At 38.1% G+C, this 16,104-nt stretch carries 16 protein-coding genes; 5 read left to right on the top strand and 11 right to left on the bottom strand.

Features of this window, described 5'->3' with window-relative positions; all coding sequences use genetic code 11:
- A partial coding sequence (locus BM179_RS25380; protein ID WP_177219436.1) for a hypothetical protein occupies positions 1 to 666 on the bottom strand: 666 nt, incomplete at its 3' end.
- Between the two features lie 576 nt (positions 667 to 1,242).
- On the opposite strand from BM179_RS25380, the gene BM179_RS17305 reads away from it, so the two are divergent.
- The 4 genes from BM179_RS17305 (at position 1,243) to mqo (ending at position 8,095) form a co-directional block, all read left to right on the top strand.
- The gene (locus tag BM179_RS17305; RefSeq protein ID WP_092018422.1) at positions 1,243 to 2,853 is read left to right on the top strand and encodes a SulP family inorganic anion transporter; all 1,611 of its coding nucleotides are present in this window, start codon (positions 1,243 to 1,245) and stop codon (positions 2,851 to 2,853) included.
- 2 nt (positions 2,854 to 2,855) lie between these two features.
- Positions 2,856 to 3,491 (top strand): carbonate dehydratase, encoded by a 636-nt coding sequence (gene can / locus BM179_RS17300; RefSeq protein ID WP_092018421.1) that lies wholly within the window; start codon positions 2,856 to 2,858, stop codon positions 3,489 to 3,491.
- 206 nt (positions 3,492 to 3,697) lie between these two features.
- Positions 3,698 to 6,055, top strand: coding sequence for a hypothetical protein (locus BM179_RS17295; protein ID WP_092018420.1), 2,358 nt, complete (start codon positions 3,698 to 3,700; stop codon positions 6,053 to 6,055).
- Positions 6,056 to 6,583: 528 nt separating this feature from the next.
- Complete coding sequence (gene mqo, locus BM179_RS17290) at positions 6,584 to 8,095, top strand: malate dehydrogenase (quinone) (protein ID WP_092018419.1); 1,512 nt, start codon at positions 6,584 to 6,586, stop codon at positions 8,093 to 8,095.
- Between the two features lie 88 nt (positions 8,096 to 8,183).
- Here the strand turns inward: mqo and BM179_RS17285 are convergent, their stop codons facing one another.
- Genes BM179_RS17285 through BM179_RS17270 form a run of 4 tightly spaced genes read right to left on the bottom strand, consistent with a single transcriptional unit; the run spans position 8,184 to position 10,949 of the window.
- On the bottom strand, positions 8,184 to 8,846 hold the full coding sequence (locus BM179_RS17285; protein WP_092018418.1) for a phosphoribosylanthranilate isomerase: 663 nt from the start codon (positions 8,844 to 8,846) through the stop codon (positions 8,184 to 8,186).
- A 3-nt stretch (positions 8,847 to 8,849) separates the two neighbouring features.
- Positions 8,850 to 10,001, bottom strand: a complete 1,152-nt coding sequence (locus tag BM179_RS17280) for an MFS transporter (RefSeq protein ID WP_092018417.1) — start codon at positions 9,999 to 10,001, stop codon at positions 8,850 to 8,852.
- Positions 10,001 to 10,522, bottom strand: coding sequence for a 5' nucleotidase, NT5C type (locus tag BM179_RS17275; protein WP_092018416.1), 522 nt, complete (start codon positions 10,520 to 10,522; stop codon positions 10,001 to 10,003). Before BM179_RS17275 ends, BM179_RS17280 begins: the two co-directional genes overlap by 1 nt.
- A gap of 37 nt (positions 10,523 to 10,559) precedes the next feature.
- Complete coding sequence (locus BM179_RS17270; protein ID WP_092018415.1) at positions 10,560 to 10,949, bottom strand: VOC family protein; 390 nt, start codon at positions 10,947 to 10,949, stop codon at positions 10,560 to 10,562.
- A gap of 101 nt (positions 10,950 to 11,050) precedes the next feature.
- Between BM179_RS17270 and BM179_RS17265 the strand changes: the two genes are divergently transcribed.
- A complete protein-coding gene (locus tag BM179_RS17265; protein WP_092018414.1) occupies positions 11,051 to 11,800 on the top strand; it encodes a DeoR/GlpR family DNA-binding transcription regulator in 750 nt (249 codons plus the stop codon).
- 53 nt (positions 11,801 to 11,853) lie between these two features.
- On the opposite strand, the gene BM179_RS17260 is transcribed toward BM179_RS17265, so the two are convergent.
- From BM179_RS17260 to BM179_RS17235, 6 genes are all read right to left on the bottom strand, one after another.
- A complete protein-coding gene (locus BM179_RS17260) occupies positions 11,854 to 12,306 on the bottom strand; it encodes a hypothetical protein (protein WP_229632975.1) in 453 nt (150 codons plus the stop codon).
- Between the two features lie 78 nt (positions 12,307 to 12,384).
- Complete coding sequence (locus BM179_RS17255) at positions 12,385 to 12,822, bottom strand: hypothetical protein (protein WP_092018413.1); 438 nt, start codon at positions 12,820 to 12,822, stop codon at positions 12,385 to 12,387.
- 117 nt (positions 12,823 to 12,939) lie between these two features.
- Positions 12,940 to 13,485 (bottom strand): RNA polymerase sigma factor, encoded by a 546-nt coding sequence (locus BM179_RS17250; RefSeq protein ID WP_092018412.1) that lies wholly within the window; start codon positions 13,483 to 13,485, stop codon positions 12,940 to 12,942.
- Between the two features lie 51 nt (positions 13,486 to 13,536).
- Positions 13,537 to 14,496 carry a transketolase family protein gene (locus tag BM179_RS17245; RefSeq protein WP_092018411.1) on the bottom strand — a complete coding sequence of 320 codons (960 nt, stop codon included), beginning with the start codon at positions 14,494 to 14,496 and terminating at the stop codon, positions 13,537 to 13,539.
- A gap of 10 nt (positions 14,497 to 14,506) precedes the next feature.
- The gene (locus tag BM179_RS17240) at positions 14,507 to 15,076 is read right to left on the bottom strand and encodes a DUF4276 family protein (protein ID WP_092018410.1); all 570 of its coding nucleotides are present in this window, start codon (positions 15,074 to 15,076) and stop codon (positions 14,507 to 14,509) included.
- Complete coding sequence (locus BM179_RS17235) at positions 15,070 to 16,056, bottom strand: AAA family ATPase (protein ID WP_092018409.1); 987 nt, start codon at positions 16,054 to 16,056, stop codon at positions 15,070 to 15,072. Before BM179_RS17235 ends, BM179_RS17240 begins: the two co-directional genes overlap by 7 nt.
- Positions 16,057 to 16,104: the final 48 nt, after the last annotated feature.

The raw sequence follows: 16,104 nt of genomic DNA, 5'->3' as shown, positions 1-16,104 counted from the left end.
CCCTGAAATCCCCCCACGGGAGGCAGTACCACGGGGCATCCAGGAAAACAACAGATTCTGTACCTCTTGTTCCTGCAATACCTGTCCTTCGGCAGGGTAAGTTATCTGGGGAGGATAACCATAAAAGACCTGCATCATGGCTATTCCTGTTTCTGAAATTTGTCGATGTCCTCTGGAAGCATCAAACTCATAGGCGGTAACACTGAGTGTCCACAAACCATCAGGCAGGCGTCCACCTTGCCTTAGCATACTTTCATCCACTGCACCCCGGGCTATTAAATTACCCGCCTGAAAGTAGTTGACTAAATCACTACCCAAGAGGGTTATAGGAGTACCGAAAGTTAAATTGATAGGAATAGCCGGAAGATAGTCAGGTCTTGTACTAATCACAGAACCAGCCTGTTCAAACCTGAAACGTAAAAAGACAGGCACAATCCCACTCAGATATTTTTCATCTTTGAGCACCAGGGTAACTTTCAGGAAATTATTGGAAGAGGTTAAGGCACTCCAGTTGAGGCTATACTGAGGCAACAAATAGGGGCTGCAACTGACCGGGAAATTACTCTGAGCCCAAAGCACCCTTTCCCCGAAAGGAGAAATAATCAGAAGTAGAATCAGAAAGACTTTGATCGGTAATAGAACGGATCGGTAATACTTCAACATCATTATTGTTTATTAAGAATTAATAAATCAAACAGTGGTGTGTTGAAGCAATAAAGCCGGAGAACCGACTCATGAAAAGTATTAGGGGGATGATTAAAAGTGGAGTGTTATAGATAGTAATAGAACAAAATGCCATTATTATCAAAAGTGAATTTCTGTTTAAAAATTAAAATACCAAAATCTACAACTCATTTTATTGAGTTTTTCATGATAAAATGAGAGATTTTTTGATGTATGGTAAGAAAACACGGAGATACAGATGATTGAAGAATAAACAGGATTACTGCGCAAACATTTGTGCAGTAATCTTAGGTGAGATTAAAAGGAATCCTGCCATAGGGTGTTAAGTGAGTCAGATTGTCCCCTTATCAGGCTAATCCAATTATATGCCTGATATCTATAACTCCGCAAGTTTTGGAATTGATCCTAATTTAGACTCATTTTAAGATAACTCCTCTTTAACACAGAGTTTTTTTTCTGAGAATCCATAGGAAATGTGCTGTTTCATATATAAATCGTATTAGTTTTGAAAAAATTTTATAGAATTTATTGGTTTTACTAAACAATAAAAGTCATAAAATGTCAGCAAATAGATATTATTCAATAAAACATTATCAACAGTCATTGTTATCAAGTGATTGGAAATCAGGGATTTCTGTTTATCTGGTAGCAGTGCCGCTATGTCTTGGGATTGCCCTTGCTTCAGGAGCGCCCTTACTCGCAGGTTTACTGTCCGGAATAGTAGCCGGAATAGTAATATCACTGCTCTCAGGTTCTGAAGTTTCCGTAAGTGGTCCGGCGGCAGGTTTGACAGTAATTGTAGCGGGTGCCATTAAAGACATCGGAAATTACCAGGGATTTCTGGTAGCAGTAGTGGTGGCAGGAGTCCTGCAGATTTTACTCGGGAAATTAAAGGCAGGACGATTTAGCGCCTATTTCCCGGAAAGTGTAATAAAAGGAATGTTGGTTGCGATAGGAATTGTAATTTGTCTGAAACAGATTCCGCATGCTTTAGGAGATGACCAGGATTTTGAAGGTGAATTTGAGTTTGAGCAGGTGGCCGATCACCAGAATACTATTTCAGAAATTATCAGGTCTTTTATCAGTTTTAATACAGCCGCTGTTCTTATCTCTATTGCTTGTTTAGTCTTGCTGATTTTGTGGGACAGAGCATCAAAGAAAAACATTGGATTTTTCAAAGCCTTTCCCGCTTCACTTGCAGCCGTAGTTTTAGGAGTTTGTATTAATGAGTTTTTTGGAATGTTTAAACCAGAGTATTTCCTTGGCAATTCTCCCGCCCACATGGTTTCCATTCCCAGCTTTCAACATATTGGAGATATATCTTCTCTGCTTTCTTTACCGGATTTTTCTTTTCTTACAGATTCCAGGGTTATTTCAGTTGCCATTACACTTGCTGTTGTAGCTAGTTTAGAGTCCCTGTTGAGTCTTGAAGCGGGAGATTCAATTGATCCTTTAAAAAGGTATTCTTCTCCGGATAAAGAACTGGTAGCGCAGGGAGTTGGTAATGTTCTGGCCGGGATGATCGGCGGACTTCCGGTTACCTCCGTAGTTGTCCGGACATCAGCTAACGTCTATTCCGGAGCAAAAACCAGGATGTCATCTCTGGTTCACGGAATGTTATTATTGATTTCTCTTTTATTTCTTGGGAAATACCTGAATCATATTCCATTGGCCTCACTGGCAGCGGTACTTCTGATGATAGGTTATAAACTGGCAAACCCAAAAGTATTTTTAAAAGTTTATAAGGAGGGTTACGACCAGTATGTTCCATTTATTATTACTATCTTAGTGATTGTTTTCAAAGATTTGCTGTTTGGAATCTTTGTCGGTACATTCGTAGGACTTTTATTTGTTGTATTTACCAATTTCCAGTCTGTAATTTCAGTTGTCCGGGAAGGCAGACATGTTTTGGTAAAATTCAATAAAGATGTTTCCTTTCTTAATAAGCCTCGGATCAAACAGATATTGATGGATTTGAAAGAAGGGGACGAAGTGTTTTTTGATGGAAGCCGGGCAAATTTCATTGATCACGACATTTACAATTTACTTTACGAGTTTAAGAATAATTCGGGAATCAAAGGTATTTCAGTAGAATTTAAAAAAGTGCACAGAAGAATAGAGGGGGATATCAATGTGTATCAACCTGATACTAACGAATCAAAACATTAATAATGAGAGATTACACTAAACTCCTTTTAGCAAACAAGGCTTGGGCTAAAGAACGATTATCAGTTGATGAAGAGTATTTTGAAAAACTTGCGAAGGATCAGAGTCCTCAGTTTTTGTGGATAGGCTGTTCTGATTCCAGAGTTCCGGCGGAGGAAGTAACAAATGCGCAGCCGGGTGAGGTTTTTGTGCATAGAAATGTTGCCAACCTTGTGGTTCATACAGATATCAACCTGCTTTCTGTATTGCAGTATGCAGTGGAAGTGCTAAAAGTAAAACACATCATCGTTTGCGGTCACTATAATTGCGGAGGTGTAAAAGCGGCCATGACTAATCAGGATTATGGTCTGATTAACAAGTGGTTGCGGAACATTAAAGAGGTTTACAGCAAGCACAATGGTGAGTTGAAAATGATTACTGATGAAACTCAGAAGTTTGAAAGATTAGTAGAACTGAATGTAGAAGAACAGGTGAAAAATCTTGCTAAAACAACTATAGTTCAGAAAGCCTGGAAATCCAGAGAATTACCGCATTTGCATGGCTGGGTTTTTGATATCCATACCGGGTTGATCAAAGAGATTCTGAATATTCAGGCTACGGAATGGAGTGATGATATTTTCGGATACGATTTTAAAGAATAATAGAAAAGGGCCGGATCCGGCCCTTTTTTAATGGGAGAGAATGCAGTTGAAAAGCAGTGCAGGGAATAGTACGAACTGAACTTTTTAATTACAGATAAGATACCGCTAACCGGGGCACAGAAAATATTAATCAAACAAAAAAACATAGTTTAAGTAAACAGTAACTTAATGTCTTATTTTATTGATAAAACGATACACAGTAGCTTATGAAAAAAACAATACTCATTAATCTGATACTATTTATTCTGTCCTTTAATGTTTGGGCGCAGCCAATCCAGCTGAAAACTGATGAGCTGAGCCTGAATATTTCCTCTTCAGGTCAGATTACGACAATGATGAATCCTAAAACCGGAAAGAATTACCTGGCTATCGGAGAAAAGGCACCTTTATTAAAGATTCAAACCGGTCAGGAATGGGAAGAACCGGCATTGGCTGCATTCAATAACAAATCAGGCATTATTACTCTAAGTTTTGCAATTTCAAAAGTCTCTGCAGAAATAAAAGTTATTCAGAAAACAACCCATCTGGTTTTTGAATTGATTCATTTAAATGCAAAAAATGAGGTAAATGCAGTTATATGGGGGCCATATCCGACTATTATCGGAAAAACCATTGGGGAAGTGATTGGAGTGGTACGGGATGGTGAGTATGCGATAGGACTTCAAGCCCTAAATGTGAAAACCATTGGTGGTGTTTTAAAAAATTCTGAAGGGGCTGATTATTCAAGAGGTTCGGTGGCGGTCAGTCAGCCATATGGAAGTAGCTTACAGGCATTTAGTTTGGATAGATCAAAAGACAGGAAGATTACTGTTTGGAATCAGTATCCGAATATGCCGGTTAAAGCCATAGCCAATGAAACTACAATAGGTTCAAAGATCGCACTTTTTGGATGTCCTGAAAATCAGGTTCTGGCTCGAATAGGTGCAATTGAACTCGCAGAAGGCCTTCCACATCCCTTGATTAATGGTCTTTGGCATAAGCAGTCACCCGAAACCGGAAGAGCTTACATGATTTCTGATTTTGATGAAGGCAATATTGATTCCTTGCTGAATTATGCAAAACAGGCCGACCTTATGTCAGTTTATCATGAAGGTCCGTTTCAGTCCTGGGGACATTTTGTTTTAAATCCTGCAAGTTTCCCTCATGGTAATGCAGGAATGAAGATTTGTGTTGAAAAGGCATCAAAGAAAGGAATCCGGATAGGGTTGCATACACTTAGTAATTTTATCAATACAAATGATCCTTATGTTACACCAGTACCTGATAAACGACTTGCTTTAACAGGATCCTCTCTGTTAACAGAAAATATAACTTCAGCTGTTACAGAAATTACGGTTGAATCTGACGAGTATTTTAAAAACATAAAGCCCAGCACATTGCATGCTGTGCAAATCGGAGAGGAAATTATCCGTTTCCGTGAAGTGACATCTGTACGTCCCTATAAATTGCTGGATTGTCAGCGCGGAGCTTATGGAACGAAAGCATTAGCTCATGAAAAGGGAACAGCAGTTGGTATGATGATGGACTATCCTTATAATACTCTTTTCACAGATTTTAGTCTGCAACAGGAAATTGCAGGGAATTTAGGTCGTTTTTTTACAGAAACCGGTGTTTCACAAATGGATTTTGATGGCCATGAAGGATGTTTATCCTCCGGAGAGGGCGATTATGGAATGCAGGCTTTTGCTGAAAAGGTTTTTAAAGATACCGGACACACTTTGGTTAATGGCACTAGCCGTTCAAGTCATTATTATTGGCATATTTGTCACTACTGGAACTGGGGAGAACCATGGTATGGTGGATTTCGTGAATCTCAGGGGGATTTTCGTTTGGAAAACCAACCTTTTCTCGAAAGAAATTATATGCCTAATATGTTAGGATGGTTTCTGCTTTCTTCCACAACAACGTCGGAAGATATTGAATGGATGATGGCCAGAGCAGCTGGTTATCATGCGGGCTTTGCTTTGGTTGCACGCTATAAGAATCTGCAAAAAAATCCAAATACAGCTCAATTATTAACCCTGATAAAGCTTTGGCAGGAAGCGTATAAAAAGAAAATTTTCTCTGCAGATCAATTGGCAAGATTAAAGAATCCGGAAAACGACTTTCACCTTGAACAGAATAATCAGGGATGGCAGCTGTATCCATTTAAAAAATTCAAATTTGAACACGCAAAACAGGTGCTTCAGCCAGGACAGCCAACCTTTTCTGAATGGCAACTCGTGAATAGTAACGAGGAACAGCCTTTAAATTTTACTCTTACTTTTATGGGAAAAGAAGGGGTAATCCGCAATCTGTGGATTGAATTGGATGGTTATTTTAAACTTGAACTGCCAGGAGAATATGAAGCGGGAAACTCAATCGTATGCAATGGAACAACTATCAAAATATACAACAGTAAAGGAGGTTTCAAAAAAGAAATGGCTTTAAAACAGGTTATACCAACCTTAAAACCCGGTAAACATACTATAAAATTTGATTGCGAATTTCCTGATGATAACGAATTGACAAACAGGTTTATCATTAAAACAATCAGCAGTCCGGAAATAATTCAAAGTAAATAATTTTTACTCCCTGTCTGTCGTCTTTTTTAGCTACAGACAGGGAGTTCTCCAGACTCCTCAGTGTCCACACAAATGAGTCAGGCGTTACCCGGTTTTAGTTTTCCGATTTCTTGTACAATTTCCTCCCCATTTCTCCACATTATCATCCGGTAAATTCATTTCATCATTTTTTAGTAAATTCATAATGCACTAAAACCTTCTGTCTCAGGGAAGTTAATATTTTGCAGAAAAACGTAAATATACCCTAAATAATAAAAATTTGGACTTTATTTATTTGAAAAGGAAATGGTATTTTTTTAAGAATGCGTTTGTTGGAAAAAGTATACCTAAATTACCATTTTATGAGTTATTTTGATATTTTCGTATGGATTGATTGTCGTCTCGTGGTTATCTTTGTAGGATAATTTTAAGTATGATCTTTTACCAACTATTAGTTTTCCGAGGGATATTTTTTGAAGGTTGAAATCTTGTTTGTTTTGCTTCAAAATCAGTTAAAGCCTTAGGTAATTTTGAATTATTTTAGTTTGAATGAAAATGAAAGAAAATCGAGAAGAGAACTTTAGCGAGGTGATTTTAATTGGCGCCGGTATTATGAGCGCTACCCTGGGAACATTTATCAAAAAATTAGAACCCAGCTGGAAAATTAAAATTTTTGAAAGAATGGACAGAGTTACTGCAGAGTCTTCAGAGGCCTGGAATAATGCAGGAACCGGTCATTCAGCTTTTTGTGAGCTAAATTATACCACCGAGCAGGAAGATGGTTCTATCAACATTGATAAAGCTGTCAAAATAGCTGAGTCTTTTGAAGTTTCAAAAGAATTCTGGGCAACATTGGTTCAGGAAGGAATTATTGAGAACCCGGCTGAGGTTATCCGTTCAATTCCTCACATGAGTTTTGTATGGGGTGAAAATAATGCAACGTTTCTCCGCAAGCGTTTTGAAGCAATGAGCAAACATCATTTGTTCAGCGACATGGAATTTTCAAATGATTTCGATCAGATTAAAGACTGGATGCCTCTGATTATGGAAGGACGTGATGCCTCTCAGGAATTGGCTGCCACCAGGGTTGATATCGGAACAGATGTTAATTTCGGAGCGTTGGCTACTTCTATGTTCGGATATTTGCAGGAATCTGATAATGTTGAATTGCGTTTGCATCAGGAAGTTGGAGATATCAAACGACTTGCCAATGGTAATTGGGAGCTGACGATCAAAGATCTTGATTCAGGAAAGGATATTAAATATACCGCCAGATTTATTTTTATCGGTGCGGGAGGAGGTTCTTTGCCATTGCTTGAAAAATCAGGAATCCCTGAAGGAAAAGGATATGGAGGATTTCCGATCAGCGGAAAATGGCTGGTTTGTAATAAACCCGAAATTATAGAAAAACACAATGCGAAAGTTTATGGAAAAGCCAGTGTGGGATCTCCGCCGATGTCTGTGCCTCACCTCGACACCCGCATGATTGATGGAAAAAGAGCCTTGCTTTTCGGGCCTTATGCCGGATTTACTACAAAATTCCTTAAATATGGTTCTTACATGGACCTTCCTCAGTCGATTAAATGGAGCAATATCTGGCCTTTGATTTCAGCCGGAATGCATAATCTTTCTTTAACCAAATATCTGGTAGAACAGGTAACACAAAGTCCGGAAGAACGTCTTTCTGCTTTAAAGGAATATTTCCCTGAAGCTGAACTTGAAGATTGGGATCTGAAGGATGCCGGACAGAGAGTTCAGGTAATTAAAAAAGATGAAAATGGTACAGGAGTACTTGAATTCGGAACAGAAGTAGTTTATGCTCAGGACGGTTCACTGGCTACTTTATTGGGCGCTTCTCCGGGGGCTTCTACTTCAGTATCAATTATGATCAGTTTATTGAAGAAATGCTTCCCTGAAATGGAAGCTTCAGAAAAATGGAGAACTGAACTTACCCGTATGATTCCTTCTTACGGAAAATCTCTGGGAGCAGATATTCAATTGTTTGAAGAAACCAGAAGAAGAACTTCTGATGCACTTCAATTAGATTATAGCTATTCTTAGTTTTTGCAAAATGATAGCAATGAAGAAAGGTCCGGCATAATACCGGACCTTTTCTATTTCTGATGAATTAATAAAGTATTTTCAGGTCTTACAACCGACTGATTGTGTCGATTTCTTTGAAAAAACTTTCCAGTTTAACCAGATCCAGTTTGCCATTCGTTCTGACGCTGCTACAAAGGTCAACACCAAATGGCTGCACGGTTTCGATAGCCTCACGGATATTTCCGACATTAAGTCCTCCGGCAAGAAATACTGGTTTTTTAAGTTTTTCAACAATTTTACGACTGATACGCCAGTCGTGCTTTCTTCCTGTACCTCCGAGTTCCTTGATTTTCAGATTGGGATTACCGGAATCAAGCAGAATAGCATCGGCAAATTCTGCTACAGCTTCTGCTTCTTCGAGCGACTTCTCATCCACTACATGAATAACCTGAACGAGTTTGATCCCTTTCAGTTTTTCCCTTAAAACAGGATAAATGCTCAGAGGAACAGAATCTACCAATTGTATCGTACTGGTTTGAGTTTGCTGATGATGTGCAATTATTCCCTCAGCCTCTGTTCTTGAAGTCAGTAAAAAAGAGGAAACAGCAGGAGGAACAATAGAGGAAATTGCCGTGATTTCAGCATCAGAAATTACACCGGGTCCGCTTGGCATTTCAGCTACAAGCCCGAGTGCATCTGCGCCAAAAGAAATAGCATCTCTTGCTTCTCCGACAGAGCTGATGCAGCAAATTTTCACTTTAGTTCTCATATACTAGCTGTTGCTGACTTTTCTGGTAAGAAAGGCCCCTGTCAGGCCAAGAATAATCAGGATTGACAAAGCGAACCTTAAGGAAGTAAATTCAGAAATATAACCGATAATTACCGGTCCAATCAAAAAACCGAAGATACCTACTGTAGAAATTGCGGCTAAAGCAACCCCTGCAGCCATAGTTTTCGAATGCCCGGCTTCACTGTAAATCAATGGAACGATAGTAGAAAGTCCTAAACCTGTAATTCCAAATCCAATGACCACCAGAACCGGAATTTTTAACACCAGAGCCGTCGTCATTCCTACCGCTACCAGACTACAGTTTAACAGTAAAATGTTTTTTAAACCTAATTTTGCCATCATCCAGTCGCCTGCTACCCGACCGGTAACCATCATTACAGAAAAGGCAGTAAAGCCGGCTGTTACAAATCCTCCCGGTTGATTAAGTACGTCTTTGTAATATAAAACGCTCCAGTCGGCCATGGCGCCTTCACAAAGCATTCCGCAGAAACAAATAATACCCAGAATAATCAGAGATTTGTCCGGCATAGCAAACAATGGCTGCGGTTCATCCGGTTTATGGTCGTGACTTAATAAAAATCTGAAAGTCAATAAGCCAATTAAAAAATCAAAAGCTCCGCAGACAGATAAATGAACGAAAGGTGTAATATCTTCTTTGGCTACAATTCCTCCGACTGCTGCGCCTAGCATAAAACCAAGACTAAAAATGGCATGAAAGGAAGACATGATTGATTTCTTATTGATTTTCTCTATACCAACAGCCTGCACATTCATGGAAATGTTCAGTAAATCACTTCCGAACCCAAAGAGGAAAAGAGAGAAAACAACTTGCCAGGAAGTACCTGCCATTCCAAGCAGGGGCATTGACACGAAGTAAAAAATAGTAGCAAAAACAGCGATTTTCCGGCTTCCGAACTTATCAATCAAAATTCCGGCAAGCGGGAGTGCGGATAAACTTCCGACCGGCATCGCAAATAGCACAGAACCTAAAGCCGCATCACTCAGATGCAGTTTCTCTTTAATATCCGGGATTCTGGATGCCCAGCTGGCAAAACTTACTCCACAGATAAAAAATAAGGCATTCGTCGCCATTCTTGCAATGCGACTATTATTGACTTGTGTGGTTGCTTCCATTATAGCAATAATTTTTCTACTTCTTTCCAGGAATTAACTCTGGTGAAATCTTTTACGTGCTGATTGTGGAGTGCATCAAAAAGAATTCCTTTTCCTTCAAAGTTAATAAGATTCTTCTCATGGTCATCAATAATATAATCAGCTCTGATCATCCATTTATGCCCGCAAAAAACAGTGTGCGTCCAGGTAATGTAAGGGAAATGTTCGGCAAGCCAATCCAGTTTTTCAGACATCGACAAAGGGAACTCTGTTGCAGCAGAAACAATGAAAATTTCATATTTATCATAAAGTTTCTTAATCACTTCCTGAGAATCCTGCATTAAAGGAATGTCGGCAAAAAAACCTTTTTCCCAGAGCATACTTCTTACCGAGGTATATTTTTCCTGAAAATCTGCTGTAATTTCCGCAGAAGATCTGATTAATTCTTTCGTAAAACTGGTTCCCAGTCTTTTATTGGTTTCGTCAATGATTTTCTGACCAGTATCGGCCATTACATCATCCATGTCAATTAGTAATCTCATAAATTTTGAATCGGGTCTATTCCCTTGTATGTTTAATTTATTCAGTTATTTCAATTCTGTTATGTTCCGGATCCAGGATAACACTTTCATAATATCCGTCGCCTGTAGTTCTGGGTTCTCCCACAACCTGAAATCCGTCTTTTCTGAGTTTTTCCGTTAATTCATTGACTTTTTCAATACTTCCGGTAGAAACTGCAAAATGAATCAATCCGGTATATTGCACGGAAACATCATTTTTGTTGTCAGGAATGCCCGGCTTCTGCATTAATTCGAGTCTTGCTCCTGATTGAAAAGAAAGAAAATAAGATTCAAACTTCTTAGCAGGATTGTGGTATTTTTCATTGGCTGTTGCCTCAAAATACTTTTCATAAAAAGCTCTCATTTTCTCGAGATCCTTAACCCAGATAGCAAGATGTTCAATGGTCATTTGCGGTTTTTATTTTTATTTGAACAAATTTACCGTAATAAAACGCACAATTCAAAATAAATTATTATTAAATTTGCATAATAAACGCAAAAATCCGCAAAATGCTGAAAGAAGAACGCCTTCAAATAATTTTGAAAATGCTGGAAACGAATCAAAGAGTGACTTCTTTGGAACTGAGCCAGATTTTGAATGTTTCTGATGATACGATCCGGAGAGATTTGAATGAACTTGATCAGAACGGACTTTTGTTAAAAGTTCACGGCGGAGCTATTCCCAAATCTTCCACTCCTTATAAACTCAAGGAAAGGGTGAATTTTGCCCATGAAGAAAAAGTCATTCTCGCACAAAAATCTTTAGAGTTTTTTAAAGACGGTCAGGTGATTATTCTGGATAATGGTTCAACTAATATGGAAGTAGCCAAGGTTATTCCTTTGGATATGAAGCTGACAATTTTTACCAATAGTATTCCGGTTGCTCAGATTTTGTCAGAACATCCGAGTGTTGAGCTTTTTTTGTTGGGAGGCAAGGTTTTTAAAGATGCACAAACTACTTACGGACACGATGTCATAGAGGTTTTAGGACAAATAAGAGCTGATTTATGCCTTTTGGGAATATGTAGTATTCACCCGGAAATCGGTCTGACCATTCCGGATTACGAAGAATGTCAGTCTAAACGGAAAATGGTTGAAGTTTCTCAGAAAGTAATTGCCCTGGTGACAGCAGATAAAATAGGAACTGCTGAAAATTTTGTAGTTTGTAAGTATAAAGACCTTGATATTATGCTGACAGACGGAGCGCTATATGAAACATTACCAGCGGAGTATCGTGGTAAAGGAGTGGAAATAAAATAAAAAAGTCCGGTAAATGAACCGGACTCTCTGAAAAGTATCCCTGAAATATGGGATTATTTTTTATTATTGTTTTCTCTCCGGCTCAATCTTTTCAATAACATCTGATTGAATAACTGTTCTGACTTATAGAGTTCTGCTACCTGACGCGCCGAAATTACTTTCAAAAACTTACCCTGATATTCTCTTTCAAGGTCAACTTCTTTCTGCCTGATGTTGATCAGTTCCTTAAGGTCAGACAGGATGCGGTCATCAGAAATGGTAAGGTTGCGGGTTTCTGCGTTATATTTACGCATATTGCTGCGAAGCTCTCCTTTTTTGCCCTCATATTCATTGTAAACAGGCCAGAATTGAGAAGCTTGCTCAGTGCTTAAATTTAACCGGTTTGTGAATAATCCTATTTTCGCAGCTTTTATTTTCTCTTTAGCGGCGGGGAATGCGTCATCCTGTTGAGCCAGGGATAAATGGCTTATCAGGACAGACAAGGCGATAAATAGTAAACGATTCATATAATATATTTGATTTGAATGGTGGTTAATGTATGCGGCTAAAGGCATTCTTAGGGCCTTTTTTGACATATTTGGAATTTATATTTCTTCATCGACATTGGAAACGTCAACATTTTCGAGAATATCCTTATTTGAAATGCCAAGATTATTGAGCATTTCAGGAGCCTGATCTCCTTCTAAATCAACTTTATCCAAATGCTCGATAATATCGTGATTAGGCACACCCTGTTGTGATAAATAACTTACAATCTCCTGGTTTTTAACACCGTTAAGAGATTCTTCTCCTATAGAACCCTGTTTTGGCATAAGTGTAAAATATCCTAAAATAGCAATAGCTGAACAGGCTGCAACAGAACCCCATGTTCTTCTGGCTGACCAGGTTACGGTCATTGTAGAAGATTTTGATTTTACTGCTTTAGCCTGAATAATGGAGGGGAGGTCATCAAAATACCCCTCGGGGACCTGGAAGATGTTCTCTTTTTTTATATCTCCCAATGAAATTCTTTTCCTGATCATCGCTCTGTGTCGTTTTATGTCTCTTTGATTTGCCAGAACTTCAAAGGTTTAACTAGCTTATTTTTTTCTTAAAAAAAACTGAATATTTTTAAAATGAATTGACTGTCAGTCAGTTTCTCAGAGTGTTTCGTTTGACAGAAATTCTTCAATTTTTTTTGAAGCCAGGTGATAGGACGCTTTCAAAGCTCCGACAGAGGTTCCGGTAATTTCAGCAATCTCCTCATACTTCAGGTCGTCAAAATATTTCATGTTGAAAACCAGACGTTGTTTATCAGGCAGTGTCAGAAGGGCTTTTTGAAGTTTCAATTGTACCTCATCTCCGGAGATCAGAGAATGGTCATCCAGTTTGTTTGAAAGTTCTTCAGAGACATCATTAATCGGCAAAAAGAAACGACGTTTTTTCTTGCTCAGATGATTCAATGATTCGTTTGTAGAGATTTTGTAAAGCCAGGTGAATAATTGGGAATCACCTTTAAAATTATCCAGCCCTTTCCAGGCTTTGATAAAGGTTTCCTGGGTAAGGTCATTGGCATCGTCATGGTCGATGACCATTTTTCTGATATGCCAATAGATTTTTTGCTGGTATTTTCTGACCAGTAAGTTAAAAGCATAATTTCGGGAATCAGGATTAGCGAACTTTTCTAATAACTCTTGGTCTGTCATATAAGTTAAATTGAACCTGTAAGGTGGATCCCTTACAGGTTCCGAAATAATTTATGAATTCTTACGAGCAATGGCTTTAAGTGCTTTTTCAACGATATTTGCTGCATTTAAACCATATTTCTCCATTAATTGGGCAGGAGTTCCCGATTCACCGAAAGAATCATTTACACCCACATATTCAAGTGGAGCAAGATGCTTTCTGATTAAAACCTGAGCAATGGAATCTCCCAAACCTCCGGCAATCTGATGTTCCTCAGCAGAAACAGCACAACCGGTTTTACGAACAGAAGCTAGGACTGCTTCCTCATCCAAAGGTTTAATGGTATGGATATTAATAATTTCGGCATTGATGCCTTTTTCAGCAAGAATTTCACCGGCAAGAATAGATTCCCAAACCAAATGCCCTGTTGCAAAGATACTTACATCAGTACCTTCGTTTACCATCCATGCTTTTCCGATTACAAATTCCTGGTCAGCAGGAGTGAAAATCGGTACCACCGGACGACCGAAGCGTAAATAAACCGGACCAACATGGTCTGCTACTGCGATAGTTGCCGCTTTTGTCTGGTTGTAATCACATGGGTTGATTACCGTCATGCCAGGAAGCATTTTCATCAAACCCAAATCTTCAAGAATCTGGTGTGTTGCACCATCTTCTCCCAATGTAAGACCTGCATGAGAACAGGCAATTTTAACATTTTTATTTGAATATGCTACAGACTGACGGATTTGATCGTATACACGGCCCGTTCCGAAATTAGCAAATGTAGTAGCGAAAGGAATTTTTCCACCAATTGTCAAACCTGCCGCAATACCGATCATGTTTGCCTCAGCAATACCTGTCTGGAAAAAACGCTCAGGGTTTTCTTTAATGAAAGCTTCCAATTTCAATGAACCAACCAGGTCAGCGCAAAGCGCAACCACATTTGGGTTTGTTTGACCTAAAACCTGCATGCCGGCACCGAAGCCCGAGCGAGTATCTTTCTTTTCTGTGAATGTATATTTTTTCATTTCTCTATTTTTACTCGACTAGATTTGCCGAGGCATACTGCTTTAATTTGGTTAAAAAATATTTAGCACTTGGGCAATTGGGATGATTAGCTGCATTTTGGATTGAGAAACCTGAACGTAACATTTTCCTAGCAAGAATAGGTTTACTTTTAGCAAAGGTAATAACGTTCAACTTTATCATTTCATCTATTGGTTCATCAAATTCCTCAGGTAATGGAATCTCTTCTACTGGTTTACTTAAGAATGCAGATAAGGCATTTGTATCAGCAAGGTACCAATTTTCAAATTCTTTGACAGCTACTACAATCTTCTGATTTTCGAAAGGTGAAATTTTTTGTTTTGTAATGGTAATACATTCTTCCTTGTCTAAATCAATTAAAGCTAGAATATGAGTAGCGCCTTTATCAATCAAAATTTGTCTATGAGAGTTTATTCTTTCTCCATAAAATTGATTTTTCGCATCTGTTGCCTGAACATCAATTAGTTCAATACCAATCTCATTTAAAAAAGAAATAAAACTTTCTGATTTGAAGATAATTACTTCAGATTCTCCTTCACAAATTATCCCTAATTTTACCATGGAAGCCCACCTCCAAGAGCATTTGAGAGCCATGCTTCATCCATTGGTAAACCATAAAGGTTTAAATCTTTTTTTAATTGTTTTAACTCTGTTGAACCATTCTTTTTATTGACAAGAATAATCTCTTTAGGTTCTAAGACTGAAACAAGTGATTGAGAATGTGTATTTAGCCAAATGTAATGCCCCTTTTCCTTACAAGCGTATCGAAAAAGCCCAACTAACTCTTTAATTACCTTTGGGTTTAAGCCATTTTCAGGTTCTTCAATACATAGGAATTGAGATTCATCAGATTGATATACGGCTGTTAAAAGAGCAAGAATGTTATAAGTGCCATCAGATATTAAATCTTTAGTAAAAGGCCTTTCAATACCCTTTTCGTAAATCAACAGAGTATCAGTATTACTTAAATTACCTGACACTACTTCAACTCTTTCAAAACCAGGAATAAATAAGTCAAGCCATTCAGATATTTCTTCATTTTTAAACTTATCAAGTAAAATTCGTTTTAGTACTTTTTCGAGATTATTACCAGAGAATGAAAGGTTGTAATCGTCTGAAAAATTCATTTTTTGTTTCTCGGTGTTTTTAATAAACAAACGCTTAAACGAATAAAGGAAGCTATGGATTTCTACAGCTTCAGGTTCGTTTGCTTCACGAAGAGACTTTTTTAAAGCACGTCTAAATTCATTAAAAGTTAATGGATAAAAAGCAATTGAATTTTTGTAGGAAAATAATTCATGAATTATTTCTATTCTGCTTTCTGTATTATCCGAATCTCTTTTACTAATTGCTTCTTTTCCACCAAATAAACGAACTTTGTCATCTATTACAAGAGGATTAATAAAGAATTCCAATGCCTCAAAAATATTACTTTTTCCTGAACCATTTGGCCCAACAAAAGCCGTGAACGGATTAGGTTCAATGATTTCTAAATCTGCAATAGATTTAAAGTTTTCAATATGTATTTTTTTGATTCTCAATACGCTAGGAATATTTTAGACCCAACTACATATAGATTTATTTAGAAT

This window comes from Pseudarcicella hirudinis, assembly GCF_900115665.1.
GTDB lineage: Bacteria > Bacteroidota > Bacteroidia > Cytophagales > Spirosomataceae > Pseudarcicella > Pseudarcicella hirudinis.
The sequence above is the reverse complement of the archived record's forward strand: the minus strand, read 5'-3'. Positions and strand labels throughout refer to the sequence as shown.

What these genes read in the sequence shown, in the direction of transcription:
- BM179_RS17305 (WP_092018422.1), top strand. Translation starts at nt 1,243, where the DNA reads ATGTCAGCAAATAGATATTATTCAATAAAACATTATCAACAGTCATTG.
- BM179_RS17255 (WP_092018413.1), bottom strand. Translation starts at nt 12,822, where the DNA reads ATGATCAGGAAAAGAATTTCATTGGGAGATATAAAAAAAGAGAACATC.
- mqo (WP_092018419.1), top strand. Translation starts at nt 6,584, where the DNA reads ATGAAAATGAAAGAAAATCGAGAAGAGAACTTTAGCGAGGTGATTTTA.
- BM179_RS17295 (WP_092018420.1), top strand. Translation starts at nt 3,698, where the DNA reads ATGAAAAAAACAATACTCATTAATCTGATACTATTTATTCTGTCCTTT.
- BM179_RS17270 (WP_092018415.1), bottom strand. Translation starts at nt 10,949, where the DNA reads ATGACCATTGAACATCTTGCTATCTGGGTTAAGGATCTCGAGAAAATG.
- BM179_RS17280 (WP_092018417.1), bottom strand. Translation starts at nt 10,001, where the DNA reads ATGGAAGCAACCACACAAGTCAATAATAGTCGCATTGCAAGAATGGCG.
- BM179_RS17245 (WP_092018411.1), bottom strand. Translation starts at nt 14,496, where the DNA reads ATGAAAAAATATACATTCACAGAAAAGAAAGATACTCGCTCGGGCTTC.
- BM179_RS17275 (WP_092018416.1), bottom strand. Translation starts at nt 10,522, where the DNA reads ATGAGATTACTAATTGACATGGATGATGTAATGGCCGATACTGGTCAG.
- BM179_RS17250 (WP_092018412.1), bottom strand. Translation starts at nt 13,485, where the DNA reads ATGACAGACCAAGAGTTATTAGAAAAGTTCGCTAATCCTGATTCCCGA.
- can (WP_092018421.1), top strand. Translation starts at nt 2,856, where the DNA reads ATGAGAGATTACACTAAACTCCTTTTAGCAAACAAGGCTTGGGCTAAA.
- BM179_RS17240 (WP_092018410.1), bottom strand. Translation starts at nt 15,076, where the DNA reads ATGGTAAAATTAGGGATAATTTGTGAAGGAGAATCTGAAGTAATTATC.
- BM179_RS17260 (WP_229632975.1), bottom strand. Translation starts at nt 12,306, where the DNA reads ATGAATCGTTTACTATTTATCGCCTTGTCTGTCCTGATAAGCCATTTA.
- BM179_RS17285 (WP_092018418.1), bottom strand. Translation starts at nt 8,846, where the DNA reads ATGAGAACTAAAGTGAAAATTTGCTGCATCAGCTCTGTCGGAGAAGCA.
- BM179_RS17265 (WP_092018414.1), top strand. Translation starts at nt 11,051, where the DNA reads ATGCTGAAAGAAGAACGCCTTCAAATAATTTTGAAAATGCTGGAAACG.